The following is a 16939-nucleotide window of genomic DNA, read 5'->3' as shown; positions in this document are numbered from 1 at the left end:
TCCAGCCTGGCGCTGACGCCGCCGGCTCCGATCGAGAAGTCGGTGATGGAGTACGACGAGGCCGTGAAGCAGACCCCGACCAGCAGCCCGGCCGCCAGCACCAGCTCGTGCACTTCGAACCGGTGCGCCATCAGGCCGAACGGGATCGCCACGAGATAGGCCAGGTAGGCGATCGTCAGCAGCACCGCGAGGCCCGCACTTATGCGCCGCATCATCATGCCTCGAGTGTGTAACCCTTGGTCCACCGATGGAAGACGGGTTGGTGACCCACCTAGGGGTGCCGCGCCCACCCGCCGCACCGCCGCGATCAGCTGATTGATGGTGTCCTGGGTGGCCACCGCGTCGTCCAGCACCCGCCGTCCCCGTCCCCGCAGCGCCCCGCCGGTCTCGGGGTCGGAGTGGTGCAGCAACGCCTGCCGGACCGTCACACACGCCAGTACCTGCGGCGGAACACTCGGCCGTTCCCGGCGAGACCCTCACCGGCACCTACCACGGGCGCAATCCCGAGAAGCTGTCGCACGTGGCGCGGGAGATCGCGGTGAGCCGCTGATCCACCGCACGCCGCCGACGGCAGTCACGCGTCGCGTTTGCGCAGGAGTAGCCCGCCGCTCGCCATCGCCGCCGTAGCCCAAGCCGCCAGTACGCCCAAGCCTGCCCAGGGGGTGAGGGGCAGGCTGGTGAGGTTGGTGGTGGCCTGGATGGCGAGGCCTGCGTTCATCGGGGAGATCTGCCAGAGCAGCCGCTGCCAGTCCTCGTCGGCGACCATGAGGATGAGCCCCGGGAAGAGGTACAGCAGGCCGAGCACGATCCCGATGGCGGTCGCGGAGTCTCGTACGGCGGTCGCCACCCCCAGGCTGAGCAGGGCGATCAGCGCCAGGTAGAGGACCGAGCCCACGGCGGCACGCAGCATGGGGCCGCTGGTGAGGCTGAGCAGTTCGGGGGTGAAGCCGTTGCCCAGCAGGACGCGCCGCGCGGCCAGCGCGGAGGCGATCACGGCGACGCTCCCGGCAGCCAGGGTCAGGCCGGTCAGGACGATCGCCTTGGCGGCCAGGACAGCGGTCCTGCGGGGCATGGCCGTCAGGGTCACGCGGACCATGCCGGTGCTGTACTCGGCGGTGATCGCCAGGACGGCCAGGATGGCGACGACCGCCTGGCTCACCTGTACGCCGAAGAGGCTGATCTCGGCGGGGTCGTAGCCGCAGCCTGCTGAGGCGCACGACACGACGGCGGAGGCCGTGACGCTGACGGCCACGGTCAGCGCGACGATCGTGAGGAGCAGCCAGCCGGTGCCCGCCAGCGTGCGGAGTTTTGTCCACTCCGCATGCAGATGACTCCTCATGCGGGGGCGAGTCATGCGTCCTTCCGGCGGAGTTGGGCGGCGGCCAGGCCGAGGGCGAGCGCGGCGTACCCTGCCAGGACGGTCAGGCCCGCCCACGGCGGCAGCGGGTAGAACCCGGCGATCGGCGAGTAGTGCCCGAGCACCTGCGGATACTCCGGAATGCTCTGCTGGACGGCGAACCCGGCGGCCGGGGTGACGCGCAGCAGCCATCGCCCCACGCCGTCGGGCAGTACCGAGGTCGTCGCCAGGACGTTCGGGACCACGATCACCACGATGGCGACGATGACCGCCGCGACGCTGCGCCGCAGCAGCGCGCCGAGGGCGAGGGCGAGCACGGCGGCCAGCGTGAACAGCACCGCCAGCCCGACCACGATCCGCACCTGGGTGAGAAGGGACACCGGGAGGAGCTGGTTGCCGTTGGCCCGCAGGATCCAGGCGCCGACGACGTACGTGATCGCGACGGCGGGGAGGGCGGCGGCGAAGGTGACCAGGCCGAGCGCCAGGGCCTTGGCCGCCAGCATCCGGCCGCGGCGCGGACTCGCCAGCAGGCTGGTACGGATCAGGCCGCGCCGGTACTCGGCGGTGACGAACATGACCGACACCACGATCACCACGACCAGCCCGGTCAGCGCGGCGCCGAGGGGACGTTCGGCGGTCGGGCCTTCGATGAGGGGCGCGACGTCCCCGACACCGGTCACGGAGAACCTGTCGCCGGTGTGACTGGCGCGGCCCGGGTGGTGGGGCTTTCCGCTGGGTTCGAGCTGGACGCCGATGTCCTCGTCGCGCCACGAGCCGGAGACCTTGCCCTCCAGCTTGACCTGGTCGAACTCGCCGGTGGCCTCGGCGAAGCGGACGGCCGCGACGGAGCCGCCGAGGTCCGCCCGCGTGACGGTCAGATCGCCAGGGGAGGTCGCGAACAGCCCGATCTCGGCAGTCGCGGGCAGCCCGGCCAAAGTGGTGGTGCCGACGCGGGTCCAGGTGACGCCGTCGGCGGACTCGTACCCGGTGAGGGTGCTTCCAGCGCGGGTCAGCCGCAGCCAGCGCGGCGACTGCGGCGACACACCGCCCGGCCGCCCGGCCACGTCGTGGGTGAAGTCGTACTGCATCCGCACCCCGTGCTCGGCGGTCATCATCACGGCGGCGTACGTCGTGCCCTGCCCAGTGCCCTTTTTGATCATGATCCCGGCCTTGGCCCACGGGGTGAGACCAGAGACCTCGTTCCGTACCCCTGTGGTGACGTCGGGCTTGCGGATCCGGCCGGACATGGAGGTGAGGCGGACGGTGATGCCGCCGTCCCCGGCCAGCGGCCGGTGCACGAAGAAGAACTTGTCCCACACCGCCACGCCGTCCGGCCCGGCCGGCGGCGGCGGGCAGGCGGTCTCGACGGGACCGGCGCCGCACGAGGAGTGGTTGCCGGACGCGGACAGCAGCCCGAGCAGCACGGTGACCAGGGCCGCCACCGTCATGGCGAGCACCCAGCCGCGTACCGTCCTGAACTTGGTCCACTCGGCCCGCAGCATCCGCCCGAAACCGTCACGCCCAGGACGCGTGAGGGTGATCATCGGGCCGCTCCCCTGTACTCGACCGCGTCCCTGGTGAGGTCCATGTACGCCTCCTCCAGCGTCGCCCGATGCGTCGCCACCTCGGAGAACGGCACCGCGTGCGCGTTGAGCAGGCTCACGACGCGCTCGGCCGGCAGGCCCATGACGACGAGCGTGTCGCCGTCGGCGGCGGTCGTGGTGGCGCCCGCGTGGCCCAGCACCGACGTAGCCTCGGATCGGGCCGCCGTACGCAGGGTGACGCGGCCGCGGGAGGCGGTCGTGAGGAGGTCGGCCACGCTGGTGTCGGCGATGACGCGGCCCTTGCCCACCACCACGAGATGGCCGGCGGTGTCCTCAAGCTCGCTCATCAGGTGGCTGGACACCAGCACGGCACGCCCCTCACCGGCCAGCGACCGCAGGAACCCGCGCATCCACACGATGCCCTCGGGATCGAGGCCGTTGACCGGTTCGTCCAGCATGAGGACCGGCGGGTCGCCCAGCAGCGCGGCGGCGATGCCGAGCCGCTGCCGCATGCCCAGGGAGAAGCCGCCCGCCCTGCGCCGGGCCGCGGACTGGAGGCCGACCTGTTCGAGCACCTCGTCGACCCGCTTGGCGCCGAGTCCCTGGGAGTGGGCCAGCCACAGCAGATGGTTGCGCGCCGTACGGCTCGGCTGCAGCGCGGAGGCGTCCAGCAGCGCGCCGACGTGGCTGAGCGGTGTGCGCAGGCTCGCGTACGGCCGGCCGCCGATCAGCGCGGTGCCCTCGTCGGCCGCGTCCAGGCCGAGTATCACCCGCATCGTGGTGGACTTGCCCGACCCGTTGGGCCCGACGAAACCGGTGACCTGCCCCGGCAGCACGGTGAACGACATGCCGTCCAGCGCCATGGTCGGCCCGAACCGCTTGCGCAGCCCGGCGACTTCGATGGTTGCTCGCATACGGACAAGTTGTACGGACGCGCCCCTAACACCGGCCGAACGGAGGCTGTCACATCGCTGTTAGGGGCGGCACGGCATCCTCGAACCCATGAGAACCCCGGCGCACACCGTACGGCTGCGTTTCACCCTGCTGTACTGTGCCATGTTCCTGCTGTCGGGCGTAGGGCTGCTGGCGGCACCCACCTACTCCGGAAATCGACAACCATGAAGCCAGAGCTGTGACACCTGTGCGCAGGAGGCATCCGGCATGCTTGACCCATGGGGAACGAACGACGGCTTGGAGCTGAAGACCTTTTGTCATTACAGGAGGCTGGGCGTGTACTCCGCGCCCAAGGGTGGTCGACGAATTTCTCCTTCCGCAGCATGCTGGCCCAATGGGAATGGCTCGTCTCCGAGATTGAGCGCGGCTACGACGAGCCCGTGTATGAATACCTGAACGACCTGTCCTGCCGCGATTGGCTGGCCCAGGTCAGGCCCTTGATTACAGAGCCGGCTCGGATGATGTTGGACCACGAGCTCCTGCCGCTGGACGCGCGCTTTCGAGCCGCCACACTGGACGACGGCGGCGAAGCGCTCTCTCGTGTTGGCAGAGCTGAACGACCCGATGGCTGGTGGTGGAAGCGAGTGCCGCAACGGCTCGCCGAGGATCTGGCAGCGCCGTGGCGGAGCCGTCCGGCAACTGACGCACGGGCTGGCCGACCATCGGCGAGTTCCTCGTCATTTTGGTGATTCTCACGCTGATTTGGGCGACGGGCTCATGGCTGGCCGAGAAGTATGACTGGGCTGACCACGTTCCAAGCGCCTCTCGGTTATCTCCTGGGCACCTTGGCAGGTGGCGCGATGAGCACTTTCGTGCTGTTCTCCCTGCCCATGGTCCTGTGGAGATTGGGGAGGTCCATCCCCCGTCGTGCATACATCCGCCTGAGCGCTGGACTCCTCCTCTGCGGACTCGCCACCTTGATCTTCGTCCTCTGGGTGCTCGGCGAAGCCGGCCCGGTCGAGACCTGGCCTCGGTGGCTCTTGAGCGGGGTTGTGATCGAGTTGACGTTTTGCGGCCTGGCGGGTCTCGGACACTGTGCATTCCTTGCCCGACGGGGTGCGGGTCCTAGAGATCGACGTCGGGACGAATAGTCATGATGATCGACTCAGGTCAACAGGTGGCTGCTCACTCTCGCGAAGCGCCAGCCGTGAGGGTTGCGCGCCGAAGGCGCGCCTGAGTAAGGCGGTTCGAGCGAAGCGAGGCCCTCCAGGGGTCGGGACTCGGCCCGGCTGGAAGCCGGCGTCAGAGCCCCGAGCGCGAAGCGCCCCAGACGAAGCCCTTTGCGCACCGCCTCGAGAAACACAGTCCGAGCGAAGCGAGGCCCATTGTGACTGGGCGCGCGAAAAAGCCCTCCAGGATAAACCTGGAGGGCTTTTTCGACTTGGTAGCGGGGGCAGGATTTGAACCTGCGACCTCTGGGTTATGAGCCCAGCGAGCTACCGAACTGCTCCACCCCGCGTCGGTGTGTGTCTAAAGACTATAGGTGGCACGGGGTGGAAGCAAATCGAAGAGCCTACGTACCGCCCGTCGGCGTGGGGGTTGCGGTGAGGGTTGCGGTGGACGTCGGGGTGGCGGAGGTCGACGGTGACACCGTGGGTGACGCCGACGGAGAAGCCGTAGGTGCCGGCGTCGGGGTGGTGGCGGTGGACGGCAGAGCACCCGCCGCCTCCAGTGCCTTCAGCGCCGCTTCCAGCCGCTTCTGGGCCTTGCCGTACTCGTCCCAGTTGGGCGGGCTTGACTGCAGGGCCTTCTGAGCGTCGTTGTAGGCGCTCTGCGCACTGTCGATCGCCGACTTCAGAGCAGTGGTGTTCTGGTTGGGTTTGGCCTGCTCGTTGTTGGGCGTCGTCTGCTGCTGCTCTCCGCCGAAGACCTGTTTCAGCGCGTCATCGAGGGTGCGGGCGACACCGATCTTGCTGCCGAACGACACCAGTACGCGCTGCAGGATCGGATAGGGCTCCTGGCCCCCACCGGCGGCGACCTGGATGTACACCGGCTCGATGTACACCAACCCCCCGGCATAGGGCAGAGTCAGCAGATTTCCGTATCTGACCGACGAGGCGCCCACGCCCAGCAGGTTGAGTTCGCCGGCGAATCGGCTCTGGAAGGCGTTCTGTGCCTGTCCGGGGCCGGGAATGGGGGTGTTGGATGGCATGCGCAGGATGCGCAGCTTGCCGTAGTCAGGGCCGGCCACCGAGTCGACCGCCATGAAGGCCGCCAGGTTGGGCCCCGATTTCGGGACGAACGTCGTCGTCAGCGAGAACGTCGGCGCCGGGCTCTGGTCGGGCATCGTGGTGGTCACGTAGTAGGGCGGCTGCTTGGTGTTGGTGTCGCCCTGTGACGGGTCGCTCGGGACGTTCCAGAAGTCCTGGCCGCTGTAGAAGGCGGCGGGGGTGGTGATGTGATAGCGCGACAGGATGTAGCGCTGCACCTTGAAGAGGTCTTCCGGGTAGCGGACGTGGGCCTTGAGGTCGGCGCTCATCTTCGCCTCCGGCTGGATGATGCCGGGGAATGCCTTGCTCCAGGTCTTGAGCACCGGGTCCTTGTCGTCCCAGGCGTACAGCGTGACCGTGCCGTCGTAGGCGTCGACGGTGGCCTTGACCGAGTTGCGGATGTAGTTGACCTTGTCCTGCGGCTGCTGGGCGACCACGCGGCGGTCGGTGTTGCGGTCGCGGGTCATGTCGCCCAGGCTCTCGCTCTGCGCGTAGGGGTATTCGTTGGAGGTCGTGTAACCGTCGATGATCCAGGTGATCCGCCCGTCGACGATCGACGGGTAGGGGTTGCCGTCCAGGGTCAGGAACGGCGCGACCTTCTGGACCCGTTCGCGCGGGTTGCGCACGTAAAGGATCTTGGAGTTGTCGTTGACGTCACCCGAGAGCAGGATGTTCTTCTCGCCGTACTTGGCCGCGTAGACCAGCCGGTTGAGGAACGAGCCGACCGGGACACCGCTCTTGCCGGTGTAGGTGGTGTTCTTCTGCTCGGTGCCGCCCGTTTCCGGGTAGTCGAGCTCCTGCGGGTTGTTGGGGTTGCCGCCCGCGATGACGTATTCGTTGGACCCCGGGCTCTCACCGAAGTAGACCCGCGGCTCCTTCAGCTTGGTCGAGTTGACCAGCGGGCCGACGACCGGCATGTCCTTGGCGTCGTAGTCGGGCAGGCCACCGGGGTCGGTGACCTCGTTGCCGGGCGCCGCCACGATGCCGTAGCCGTGGGTGTAGACGAGGGCGTTGTTGATCCAGTTGTTCTGGCCCTCGGGTGCCCCGAGCAGCTCGCGTACGCCGACGACGTGGTCGACCTGCTTGCCGCTGGCATCGGGATAGCGGTCGACGTCGAGCTGGGCGGAGAAGCCGTAGAAGCCGCGGATGCGCTGGGTCTGCTCATAGGTCGCGGAGACCAGCGCGGGGTCGAGCAGCCGGACGCCGGACACAGAGGCGTCGCCGCCGGTCTGGACCTTGGTCGGGTCTGCCTCCGCCGTGTAAGGCAGGATCTCCGTCTTGTCGACGTTGTACGACGCCCGCGTGGCGTCGATGTTGCGCTGGATGAACGCCGACTCCTTGAGCTGCTGGTTGGGCTTGACCTGGAACTGCTCGACCAGCGCCGGGTAGACGCCGCCGATCAGGATGGCCGAGAGCACGAGCAGGCCGAAGGAGACGCCGGGCAGCATGCCACCGGGGCGGATGACTCCAGCGAAGAACAGACCGGCGCAGATCAGCGCGATGATGGCCAGGATGGTCTTGGCCGGGAGCACCGCGTTGACGTCGGTGTAGGAGGCTCCGTGGACGAAGCCGCGGTCGGAGAAGACGAGCCCGAAGCGGTCGATCCAGTAGGCGACGGCCTTGAGCAGCACGAACACACCGAGCAGCACCGACAGGTGGGCACGCGCCGCGCGGGAGGCGTGCACGCCGGGCGACTGCAGCCGGAAGCCTCCGTAGAGGTAGTGCGTGATCCCCGCCAGGATGATCGAGATGATCACGGCGGTGAACAGGAAGTTGAGGATCATCCGGATGAACGGATAGTCGAACATGAAGAACGACACGTCCATCTGGAACAGGGGATCCTTCGTGCCGAAGGGCACCCCGTTGATGAACTGCAGCCAGGTCTGCCACTCCCCGGCGAACGACGAGCCCGCGAAGAGCGCGAGCAGGCCCATGCCGACGATGAAGATCAGCTTGCGGTGGGGGTCGAGCGCCATCCGATAGCGGTCGGCGCCGCTACCGCCACCGAACATGGCCGGGCCGAACATCGGCCGCATCCGGAAGGCCAGCAGCATGTTGCCGCCGGCGATGCCGACCATGAGCACCGCTCCGACCAGGAACAGCACGATCTCGGTCAGCAGCACCCCGGAAAAGACCGAGGTGTAGTCGACTCCAGGGTCGACCGTGTCGAACCACAAATAATCGGTATAAATACCGGAAAATAGGAAAAACAGCGCCACAATCGCCACGAGCGCGATCGCAACTGGAAGAAGCAGTCGCGGTCGGCGGGGCAAACGCATTGCCCTGCCGCCGGCTCCTGGGGTCCGGAAGCTCAAGGCCAACCCCTCGTCGTGATGAACAAACGGTCCGTGTCTGGCAACCTACACCGCTGTGCCAGCCGTACGGCTAACGGATGGCATTCGCCAGAAGTTTCATCCAGCAGCGCAAGCGGGCACATCGCCCTTGCCGGTGCGCAGTGCCTCAAGGGCGCCCACCGCGGCGTGCAGCGTCTCGGCCTTCACCAGGCGGAGCCCGTCGGGGACGGCCTTCATGGCCTCGGCGCAGTTGTCCGGCGGGGTGAGGAACACGGTCGCGCCGGACTTGCGGGCGCCGACCATCTTCTGGGCGATGCCGCCGATGGGTCCGACCTCGCCCGACGCCTGGATGGTGCCGGTGCCCGCGATGTCCTTGCCGCCGGTGATCTCGCCGGGGGTCAGCTTGTCGAGGATGCCGAGCGAGAACATCAGCCCGGCGCTCGGCCCGCCGACGTCACCCACGTTGATGTCGACCTTGAACGGGAACTTGTAGCTCTCCTGCATGATCACGCCCACGACGGCCTGGCCGTCTCCGTCCGCCACGGTAGGCACGCTGACCTCGCTCTTGTCCTTGCCCCTCGTGACCGTGAAAGCCACGGCGTCGCCCGGCTTGTGCGCCTTCACGGCGTCGCTGACGGTCTTGACGTTCACGACCGGCTTGCCGTCGACCTCGCTGATCTCGTCGCCCTGCTTCAGCTTGCCGTCGGCCGGCTTGCCCTTCTGTGTGGACGCGACCGAGACCTTCATACCGAAGGGGATCTTGAGCTCGGTCAGCGCGGCCGCGGTGGCGAAGTCCTGGGAGTTGGTCATCTCGACCGTGTTCTCCTCCTCGACCTCCTTGGGCGAGCGGGACTTGGGGAAGATGGTCTCCTCGGGGACGACCGCGACCGTCGGATCGACCCAGCCGCGCAACGCGGTCAGCAGATCGATCCTGCTGCTCGGCCCACCCTGGTAAGCCACCGTGACCAGGCGCAGCGCGCCCTTCGTAGGAAAGGTCTGATGCCCGGTGATCGTGATCACGGGCTTCTTGTCGACCTCGCCGATGGTGTTCTCGGTCGGCCCAGGACTCAGTACGACGTACGGCACGGGCAGGAAAGCCCCTGCGACACCGAGCGCTAGCACGAGGAAACCCGCAACCAGCAGGGTCAAGGCGCGTCGCGACATGAAGACGAGCTTATTGGCAGGCGCCGACCCACTCGGCCGACCCGTCGGCGAAGATTTGGTGTTTCCAGATCGGTACCTGGGACTTGAGGTCGTCGATCAGCCTGCGTGACGCCTCGAAAGCCTCACCCCGGTGCGGGCAGGCGACCGCGACGATCACGGCGATGTCGCCGAGCTCCAGATCGCCGACCCGGTGCACGGCGGCCAGGGCGGTGACCGGGAAATCGGCGGCCACCTTCTCCGCCACCTGCCGCAGCGAGTCGAGGGCCGAGGGGTGCGCCGAGTAGGAGAGCCCGGTCACGGGCTTGCCGTGGTCCTGCTCGCGTACGGTGCCGACGAAGAGTGTGGTGCCCCCTGCCGCGTGGTCCCCCACAGCGGCCAGCACCTCGTCCACCGAGAGCGAGGTCTCGCGAATCCCGAGCAACCGGATGACGTCCACGAACAGAGCCTACATAGTCACAGGCGGCGCTTCTTGCGCACCTGACGGACGATGGCGGCGGTGCCGATGACCGCCACCGTGGCGCCCGCGGCGGTGAGCGTGGCCTCCTTGACCGGCAACCGCCTGCCGACCACGGTCGTCCTGTTCTCGCGCAGCTCCAGGAGCTGCTCGAACACGGTCTCGTTGGTCCAGGCGGGTTTCCAGCCGGCCTCACGCAGCGCCGTGCAGTCGACGACCCACGGATAGACGACGTAGTGCAGGTCCGTCGCGGGGGCCGGGGTGATGCCCAGCCGGTGCAGGCGCTGCGCCGTCCCGAAGGTGAGGCCGGCCGGCAGCTCGAAGCGCCGCAATCCGGACAGCTCCTCGACCTGCTCCTGCTCCAGCCAGCCGTCGGAGCCGACGGCGGCCACGCCCGTCACCACGCCGCGTGCGGCCAGCTCCAGCGCCGTGATCAGGTCGTCGACGTGGCAGAACTGCCAGCGCGGCGAGCAGCCCTTGACGGTGAGCAGCCTCGGCGACTCGAAATGGCGGGTGATGACCGTGTCGATGCCGGGGCCGACCACGGCCGCGGGCCTCAGCACGGTCACCTCCAGCCCGGGGTGGCTCCGCGACGATCTGCGTACGAGCGCCTCGATCTCCAGATAGTCGCCCACGACCCCCGTGTCGGGTTCGGCCGCGACCGGGGACTCCTCGGGCAGGGGCACGTCGTTCTCGGGCGCGGCGCCGTACACCATCGCGCTCGTGACCAGCACGACGCGCCGGACGCGCGCGGCGGCGCTGGCGGTGAGCACCGTTTGCGCAGCTCGGAGATTGTACGCGCGCCGCTCGGCGGGATCGGAGTCGACGGCGTAGTCACCGGCCAGGTGGACCAGGACGTCGATGTCGGAGATGCGGTTCGCCAAGAGCGGATCTCGTACGTCGATCACTCTCCACGTGGCTTCCTGGACGTCACCGCGTTCCTCGTCAATGGCCACCACCCTGCGGAAATCCGCGGAGGATACGAGCTTTGCGAGCAGCTCGCGGCCGATGCCCGAGGCGGCCCCGGTGACGGCGACGACGGGGTGGCGCGGGCGTTTCGAGGTAGGCACCAGGTCCTCACTTTGCACTGATCCGCCGTAGGACGACTAACGTGGCGGATGTGGACTCCTCCATCCTGCACGAGGTAGAGCGGTGACTGACCTGCCAGGTCGCGAAAACGACCCCAACGAGAACCCGTTCGCCATGTTCGGCAACCCTGAGCAGATGGCTCAGGCGATGCGCCAGTTCGCCGACATGCTGTCGGCGCCCCAGGGCTCCGGCCCTGTCAACTGGGACATGGCCAAGAACATCGCCCGCCACGCCGTGGTCGCCGAGAGCGATCCGAGCGTCATGGAAGGCGAGCGCCGCCAGATCGTGGAGGCGCTGCGCCTGGCCGATCTGTGGCTCAACGAGGCGACGACGCTGCCCAGCGGCGTGTCCAACCCGCAGGCGTGGAGCCGGTCCGAGTGGATCGAGAACACCGTCCCCGTGTGGCGCACGCTCTGCGAGCCGATCGCCGCGCGCATGGTCGAGACCATGGGCGGCGCGCTCGGCGGCGCGGGCCTGCCTCCAGAGGCCCAGCAGATGGCCGGGCCGCTGATGGGCATGCTCAAGCAGATGGGCGGCATGATGGTCGGCCAGCAGATCGGCCAGGCCCTCGGCTCCCTCGCCCGCGAGGTGATCGGCACCACCGACATCGGCCTGCCGCTGTCCGACACGGCCGCGCTGCTGCCCGGCGGCATCGCGTCGTTCAGCCAGGGGCTCGACAATCCCGCCGACGAGATCCGGCTCTATCTGGCGCTGCGCGAGGCCGCGCACCACCGGTTGTTCCAGCACGTGCCGTGGCTGCGGGCCAACCTGCTCGGCGCCGTCGAGGAATACGCCAGGGGCATAACGGTCGACACCTCGGCGCTCGAAGAGCAGATCCGCGGGCTCGACATCAACAATCCCGAGGCCATCCAGGAGGCGTTGAGCGGCGGCGCGCTGCTCAAGCCCGAGGAGACCGAGCGGCAGAAGGCCGCGCTGGCCCGCCTGGAGACGATGCTCGCCCTGGTCGAGGGCTGGGTGGCGACCGTGGTGGACGACGCCGCGGAGGGCAAGCTGCCGTCGGCCGTCGCGCTGGCCGAGACCGTACGCCGGCGCCGCGCGACCGGCGGTCCCGCCGAGCTGACCTTCGGCACGCTCGTCGGGCTGGAGCTGCGGCCCAGGCGGTTGCGCGAGGCGGCGGCGCTGTGGCGGGCGCTGAAGGAGGCGCGCGGCGTCGACGGGCGCGACGCGCTGTGGGGTCACCCCGACCTGCTGCCGCACGCCGAGGACCTCGACGACCCCGAGGCGTTCGTCCGCGGCGAGGCCGCCTGGGACATCTCCAAGCTGGAGGCCAAGCCCGACGAGGACGACCAGAGTTGAGCCTGCGCCAGGACGCGGTGGCCGCGCTCTCCGACTGGACCGCGCCGACGCCCGGCGAGGAGTCGCTGCGCGCCGAGTTCCTCGATCATCTGCGCACGCACGACGACGCGATGCTGCGCGAGTGCGTGCCGGGTCATCTCACGGCGACGACCGCGGTGCTGTCGCACGACGGCGCGCGGGTGCTGCTGACACTGCACCCGAAGGCGGGCATGTGGCTGCCGATGGGCGGACATTGTGAGATCTCCGACACCTCCCTCGCGGGCGTCGCGTTGCGCGAAGCGGTGGAGGAGTCGGGCATTCCCGGTCTGGAGCTGTTGCCCGGGCCGCTGGCCCTGGACAAACACCAGGTCTGGTGCCATCCCCCGCACAGCTGGCATCTCGACGTGGAGTACGCGGCCGTGGCCCCGGCGGGCGCCGAGGCGGTGATCAGCGAGGAGTCCCTCGACCTGCGCTGGTTCCCGATCGACGAGATCCCGGAGCTCTCCGACGAGGCGACGCGGCGGTTGGCCGCACGTGGCCGCGTGGCGCTGACGGCGGACTCACGCGCGCTTGGTTAGAGTCCGCGTGGGCCCTACCGTTCCCGAGGGGGATATGTGCACACCGAGAGCACAGTCGGCGGCACGATCGTCACACCCGCCCGCAAACGGCGCAGGCTCACCGGCACCACGCTGACCTGGCTGGCCCTGACGCCGTTCGCGGCCTGGGCGCTGACCAGGGTGGCGGGACTCGAACGCGGCTCGCTGGCCACCCAGCTCATGACCGCCACGCCGTACGCCGCCGCGGGCTCGCTCGTCCCGCTGCTGATCGCCGCGCTCAGCCGCAAGCGCGCCGCGACCGCGGTGGCACTGCTCACGACGACCGCTTTCGGCTTCGCCGTCCTGCCCAGGGCCCTGGGTACGGCCGACACCACGGCAGGCCGGCCGTTCCGGGTGCTCACCATCAACATGCTGTTCGGCAGGGCCGACCCGAAGACGATCCTCGACCTGGTGCGCCGCTACGAGCCTGACGTGCTGAGCACCCAGGAGCTCACACCCGACGGCGTCGAGGCGCTCGACACGGCCGGGCTGTCCGGGTTGATGCCCTACCGGGTGCTCCAGGAGCAATGGTCCGCGAGCGGCAGCGGGCTCTACTCCAAGCATCCGCTCAAGCCGATCTACAACCTGGTGCCGCCGGTCGGGCACAACATGCCCGCGGCGATGGTCTCGCTGCCCGGCGGCAAGCCGGTGGAGTTCGTGGACGTACATCCCTTTCCGCCGCTTGGCCCCCAGGTGACGCAGTGGATCGAGGCGCTGGACGGGCTCCCCCCGGCTTCGGGTGACACCGTGCGCGTCCTGGCGGGCGACTTCAACGCCACGCTCGACCACACGCCCATGCGCCGGCTGCTGTCCCGCGGCTACAAGGACGCCGCCGCCCAGGTCGGGGCGGGGCTGATCCCCACCTGGCCGGCCAACAAGCGGGTGCCGCCGATCATCACGATCGACCATGTGCTGGTGGACCAGCGCGTGGGCGTGAAGGAGGTCAGCGTGCACACCGTGCCGCGCACCGACCACCGGGCGGTGTTCGCGGAGCTCAGCGTGCCTTGAGTTCGTCTTGGGTTCGCTCTGTGTTCGCGGAGCTCAGTGTGCCTTGAGCAGTGCCCTGAGGTTGTCCCAGCCTTCCAGGCCGGGGTCTAGCCGGGTGAGGTCCTCGGGGGTGCGCAGGCGGTGCCAGCCGGGGACGGTGGCCACCATGCGGCGGCCGGGCGCCTGGGCACGCAGGGTCGTCACCGGGTCGGGGTCGTCGAGGTCGGGGTCGGCCCATCCGGGCATGGGCAGGCCGCAGGCCAGCGCCACGGCTCCGCCATCCTCGGCCGGACAGAGCGTGATCTGGGCGCGGCCCAGCTCACGGAAGAGCTTGCCGACCAGCAGGGGCGGCAGGTCGGGCGCGTCGGCGCCGATCACCACCGCCTGGTCACCGTCGAACCGGCTCATGATGGCCTTGAGCGGCTCGTCCTCGTCGATCGTGAGCACTTCGGTGCCGGGCCAGACGATCGCGTCGAGGCCCGGGACGCTGGTGATCAGGACGGGCGTGACGAGTTGGAGTCCGGCGACCATCTCGTAGGTGTCCTCGGCCATGGCCTCCAGGAACTCGTCCGGATCCATGCCCTCGGGGGCGGCTTGCGCCATGCTCTGCCGTACGAGGACCGCGGCTATGCGCGTCAACACTCCTCCGGTGCCGTGTGTGCGGCGGCGGAGAATCCTTCGAGGAACCCGCGCGCCCGCTCCGCCTTGGGATATTGTTCGACCAGCGCCCAGAACCTGGCGCCGTGGCTGGGGACGAGCAGATGTACGAGCTCGTGGATGATCACGTAGTTGATGACCCACTCAGGCAGACCCTTGAGGCGGGTCGAGATCCGGATCGTGCCGTTCTCCGGGGTGCATGATCCCCATCGATGCTGCTGATTGTCCACCCAGCGCACGCTGGCCGGCATGGCCCTGCCGTGGAGATACTTCGCCGACAGCTCTTTGGCCCGCTCCAGGAGGGCCTCGTCGGTCGGTCTTCGCCGGTTCTCCTTGGCCGCAAGCCGATCGAGCATCCGGCTCACCCATTCATCAGCGTCTTCGCCGCTCAGCCAGGCGGGCAGGAGCACGATCGTCTTGTCGCCGTCGCGGTAGGCGGAGACCGTACGCCGGCGACGAGAACTGCGACGGACCTCGACTGTCTCGGGGGGCACATATGCACGTTAGCCGAGACTGGCGAAATTCCACAGAGGGGGAGAGGTTGTTTCTGCTGGTCAGATGATTAAGACCCGGTGAATTTGGGCATGCGCCTTTCCCGATGCGAGGTCAGTCCCTCGATCATGTCGGCAGATGCCATGGTCACCGGCTGCGCGAGAGACTCCCAGCGCAGAGCGGCGTCCAGGTGTTGATGGTCCTGGTTCAGGGCGACCTTGGTGAGTCTTGTGGCAATCGGGGCGTTCTGCGCGATGGTCTGGGCGATGGCCTCTACTTCCGACATAAGGTCATTTTTCGGGAAAGATTGATTTATAAGACCTTTAGCGGCGGCTTCCGGTCCCATGACCGTGCGGCCGGTCAGCAGCATCTCCCTGCCGAGGGCGCCCGCCCTCCTCGGCAGCAGGTACGTGGCCGCCATCCCGGGATGCAGACCGAGCTTCGTGAACGGGGCCAGCAGCTTGGCGTCGTCGGCGGCATACACGAGATCGCAGGCCAGCGCCACGCACAGACCCGCCCCCACCGCCGGACCGTTGACGGCGGCGATGGTCGGCACCTCCAGCTCGGTGATGGCCAGCCAGGTGCGGTAGAAGGCGAGCATCCGGTCACGCAGCTTCGGCACCGTCTCCACCCCGCGTTCCCCCAACCAGGACAGATCTCCGCCGGAGGAGAACGCGGTGCCGGCCCCGGTGACGATCACGCAGCGGACGCCTGGGTCGACGGCCAGGGCGGCCATGGTCTCGCGCCACTCGTCGGTCATGCCGTCGGTCATGGCGTTGCGTCTGTCGGGGCGGTTGAGGGTGATCAGTACGGTTCCGTCGTCTCTGCGGTCCACCAGGAGTTCGTTCGTGGGGGTTGTGGGGTTTGTGGCGTTCATGGGCTGAGCGTAACGGCGGGGAGTTGTCCACAGGAGGTGCGACTGTTCGGCGCTCGGGGCCTTTGGTGGCGGAGAGTCGTCCGCGACGGCTCGACCGTAAGACGTGCGGGAGCCTGGTCGCGGAGAGTTGCCCGCAGACGGCCCAACCGTACGGGAGCCTGAGGACGGACAGTTATCCACAGAGGGCTCAACCGAAAGGTCCTCAGGACCCTCGTGGCAGAGAGTTATCCACAGGCGGACTCCACCATAAGGCCCGCGAGACCCTGATGACGGAGAGTTATCCACAGGTGGCTCGTAAGCCGCTCGGGATCTTGGTTCGGGGTGGCAGTCTTGCCCGCCATGAGGCCACGTGTGAAGCCCGCCCTCCGGCGGATCGTCCGCGACGAGCAGACCTTGCAACTGGGGGCGCATCCCCTACGGGCCGTCCTGGTGACGGGTTCGGTCCACCGATGGGTGTCCGGGCTCGACGGCACCCGCGATCTGGGCCAGGTGCTGCGTGACGGCGCCGCCGCCGGTCTGGCCGAGGCGGACTGCCGGGCGATGCTGGATCGACTCGCTGAGCAGGGGGTGCTGGAGGACGCGGCGGTCCCGCCCCTTCGCCTGTCTCTCGAGGAGCGTGATCGCCTGGCTCCCGACTTGGATGCCCTCGACCTGGGCGGTGGCTCGTTCACGCGGCGGCGGCGGGCGCGGGTGCGGGTCTACGGGGCCGGGCGGGTGGGGGCGCAGGTGGTGGGACTGCTGGCGGCGTGCGGGATAGGGGCGATCCGCGTCTTCGACGAAGGGCCGACCCGGCCGTGCGACCTCACGCCGGGTGGGCTGACGTGGTCGGAGCTGGGCATGAGCCGTCAGGACGGGGCGGTGGCGCTCGCCCGCCGCCTCACCTCCGGCGGCCCACTGCCGCCGGCCTCGACACTTCCGGGTCCGGCTGCTCCACGCCCGATGACTCCAGGCCCAACTGCCCGAGGAGC

The 16939-nt window shown here is 68.7% G+C and carries 14 protein-coding genes, 1 tRNA gene and 1 pseudogene; 4 read left to right on the top strand and 12 right to left on the bottom strand.

The window, feature by feature from the left end:
• Window positions 1-284 precede the first annotated feature (284 nt).
• The 4 genes and pseudogenes from ACQP2T_RS09390 to ACQP2T_RS09375 form a co-directional block, all read right to left on the bottom strand.
• Window positions 285-473: pseudogene (locus ACQP2T_RS09390) on the bottom strand (hypothetical protein); the annotation flags it as partial.
• A 101-nt stretch (window positions 474-574) separates the two neighbouring features.
• The gene (locus ACQP2T_RS09385) at window positions 575-1339 is read right to left on the bottom strand and encodes an ABC transporter permease (protein ID WP_433515777.1); all 765 of its coding nucleotides are present in this window, start codon (window positions 1337-1339) and stop codon (window positions 575-577) included.
• An 11-nt stretch (window positions 1340-1350) separates the two neighbouring features.
• The gene (locus ACQP2T_RS09380) at window positions 1351-2901 is read right to left on the bottom strand and encodes an ABC transporter permease subunit (RefSeq protein ID WP_433515776.1); all 1551 of its coding nucleotides are present in this window, start codon (window positions 2899-2901) and stop codon (window positions 1351-1353) included.
• Window positions 2898-3815, bottom strand: coding sequence for an ATP-binding cassette domain-containing protein (locus ACQP2T_RS09375; protein ID WP_433515775.1), 918 nt, complete (start codon window positions 3813-3815; stop codon window positions 2898-2900). The genes ACQP2T_RS09380 and ACQP2T_RS09375 overlap by 4 nt, the downstream gene beginning before the upstream one ends.
• A gap of 258 nt (window positions 3816-4073) precedes the next feature.
• Between ACQP2T_RS09375 and ACQP2T_RS09370 the strand changes: the two genes are divergently transcribed.
• Window positions 4074-4544, top strand: coding sequence for a hypothetical protein (locus tag ACQP2T_RS09370; protein WP_433515774.1), 471 nt, complete (start codon window positions 4074-4076; stop codon window positions 4542-4544).
• Between the two features lie 693 nt (window positions 4545-5237).
• On the opposite strand, the gene ACQP2T_RS09365 is transcribed toward ACQP2T_RS09370, so the two are convergent.
• From ACQP2T_RS09365 to ACQP2T_RS09345, 5 genes are all read right to left on the bottom strand, one after another.
• Window positions 5238-5314, bottom strand: a tRNA-Met gene (locus ACQP2T_RS09365).
• A gap of 54 nt (window positions 5315-5368) precedes the next feature.
• Window positions 5369-8344: a UPF0182 family membrane protein gene (locus ACQP2T_RS09360; protein ID WP_433515773.1), complete on the bottom strand. Its 2976-nt coding sequence runs from the start codon at window positions 8342-8344 to the stop codon at window positions 5369-5371.
• Between the two features lie 132 nt (window positions 8345-8476).
• A complete protein-coding gene (locus ACQP2T_RS09355) occupies window positions 8477-9523 on the bottom strand; it encodes a YlbL family protein (protein ID WP_433515772.1) in 1047 nt (348 codons plus the stop codon).
• A gap of 10 nt (window positions 9524-9533) precedes the next feature.
• The gene (locus ACQP2T_RS09350) at window positions 9534-9959 is read right to left on the bottom strand and encodes a molybdenum cofactor biosynthesis protein MoaE (RefSeq protein WP_433515771.1); all 426 of its coding nucleotides are present in this window, start codon (window positions 9957-9959) and stop codon (window positions 9534-9536) included.
• 17 nt (window positions 9960-9976) lie between these two features.
• A complete protein-coding gene (locus ACQP2T_RS09345) occupies window positions 9977-11050 on the bottom strand; it encodes an NAD-dependent epimerase/dehydratase family protein (RefSeq protein ID WP_357944621.1) in 1074 nt (357 codons plus the stop codon).
• A 79-nt stretch (window positions 11051-11129) separates the two neighbouring features.
• Between ACQP2T_RS09345 and ACQP2T_RS09340 the strand changes: the two genes are divergently transcribed.
• Genes ACQP2T_RS09340 through ACQP2T_RS09330 form a run of 3 tightly spaced genes read left to right on the top strand, consistent with a single transcriptional unit; the run spans window position 11130 to window position 13966 of the window.
• The gene (locus ACQP2T_RS09340; RefSeq protein WP_433515770.1) at window positions 11130-12383 is read left to right on the top strand and encodes a zinc-dependent metalloprotease; all 1254 of its coding nucleotides are present in this window, start codon (window positions 11130-11132) and stop codon (window positions 12381-12383) included.
• The gene (locus ACQP2T_RS09335; protein WP_433515769.1) at window positions 12380-12940 is read left to right on the top strand and encodes an NUDIX hydrolase; all 561 of its coding nucleotides are present in this window, start codon (window positions 12380-12382) and stop codon (window positions 12938-12940) included. Before ACQP2T_RS09340 ends, ACQP2T_RS09335 begins: the two co-directional genes overlap by 4 nt.
• A 36-nt stretch (window positions 12941-12976) precedes the next feature.
• Window positions 12977-13966 carry an endonuclease/exonuclease/phosphatase family protein gene (locus ACQP2T_RS09330; RefSeq protein ID WP_433515768.1) on the top strand — a complete coding sequence of 330 codons (990 nt, stop codon included), beginning with the start codon at window positions 12977-12979 and terminating at the stop codon, window positions 13964-13966.
• A gap of 33 nt (window positions 13967-13999) precedes the next feature.
• On the opposite strand, the gene ACQP2T_RS09325 is transcribed toward ACQP2T_RS09330, so the two are convergent.
• From ACQP2T_RS09325 to ACQP2T_RS09315, 3 genes are all read right to left on the bottom strand, one after another.
• Window positions 14000-14584 (bottom strand): DUF2064 domain-containing protein, encoded by a 585-nt coding sequence (locus ACQP2T_RS09325; RefSeq protein ID WP_433515767.1) that lies wholly within the window; start codon window positions 14582-14584, stop codon window positions 14000-14002.
• Window positions 14581-15096, bottom strand: a complete 516-nt coding sequence (locus tag ACQP2T_RS09320) for a M48 metallopeptidase family protein (RefSeq protein WP_225300554.1) — start codon at window positions 15094-15096, stop codon at window positions 14581-14583. Before ACQP2T_RS09320 ends, ACQP2T_RS09325 begins: the two co-directional genes overlap by 4 nt.
• A gap of 68 nt (window positions 15097-15164) precedes the next feature.
• Window positions 15165-15971 carry an enoyl-CoA hydratase/isomerase family protein gene (locus ACQP2T_RS09315; RefSeq protein ID WP_433515766.1) on the bottom strand — a complete coding sequence of 269 codons (807 nt, stop codon included), beginning with the start codon at window positions 15969-15971 and terminating at the stop codon, window positions 15165-15167.
• Between the last annotated feature and the right edge of the window lie 968 nt (window positions 15972-16939).

Origin of the sequence: Nonomuraea sp. CA-143628 (genome assembly GCF_050942315.1) — a bacterium.
GTDB lineage: Bacteria > Actinomycetota > Actinomycetes > Streptosporangiales > Streptosporangiaceae > Nonomuraea.
The sequence above is the reverse complement of the archived record's forward strand: the minus strand, read 5'-3'. Positions and strand labels throughout refer to the sequence as shown.

What these genes read in the sequence shown, in the direction of transcription:
- ACQP2T_RS09385 (WP_433515777.1), bottom strand. Translation starts at nt 1,339, where the DNA reads ATGAGGAGTCATCTGCATGCGGAGTGGACAAAACTCCGCACGCTGGCG.
- ACQP2T_RS09380 (WP_433515776.1), bottom strand. Translation starts at nt 2,901, where the DNA reads ATGATCACCCTCACGCGTCCTGGGCGTGACGGTTTCGGGCGGATGCTG.
- ACQP2T_RS09375 (WP_433515775.1), bottom strand. Translation starts at nt 3,815, where the DNA reads ATGCGAGCAACCATCGAAGTCGCCGGGCTGCGCAAGCGGTTCGGGCCG.
- ACQP2T_RS09370 (WP_433515774.1), top strand. Translation starts at nt 4,074, where the DNA reads ATGGGGAACGAACGACGGCTTGGAGCTGAAGACCTTTTGTCATTACAG.
- ACQP2T_RS09360 (WP_433515773.1), bottom strand. Translation starts at nt 8,344, where the DNA reads ATGCGTTTGCCCCGCCGACCGCGACTGCTTCTTCCAGTTGCGATCGCG.
- ACQP2T_RS09355 (WP_433515772.1), bottom strand. Translation starts at nt 9,523, where the DNA reads ATGTCGCGACGCGCCTTGACCCTGCTGGTTGCGGGTTTCCTCGTGCTA.
- ACQP2T_RS09315 (WP_433515766.1), bottom strand. Translation starts at nt 15,971, where the DNA reads ATGAACGCCACAAACCCCACAACCCCCACGAACGAACTCCTGGTGGAC.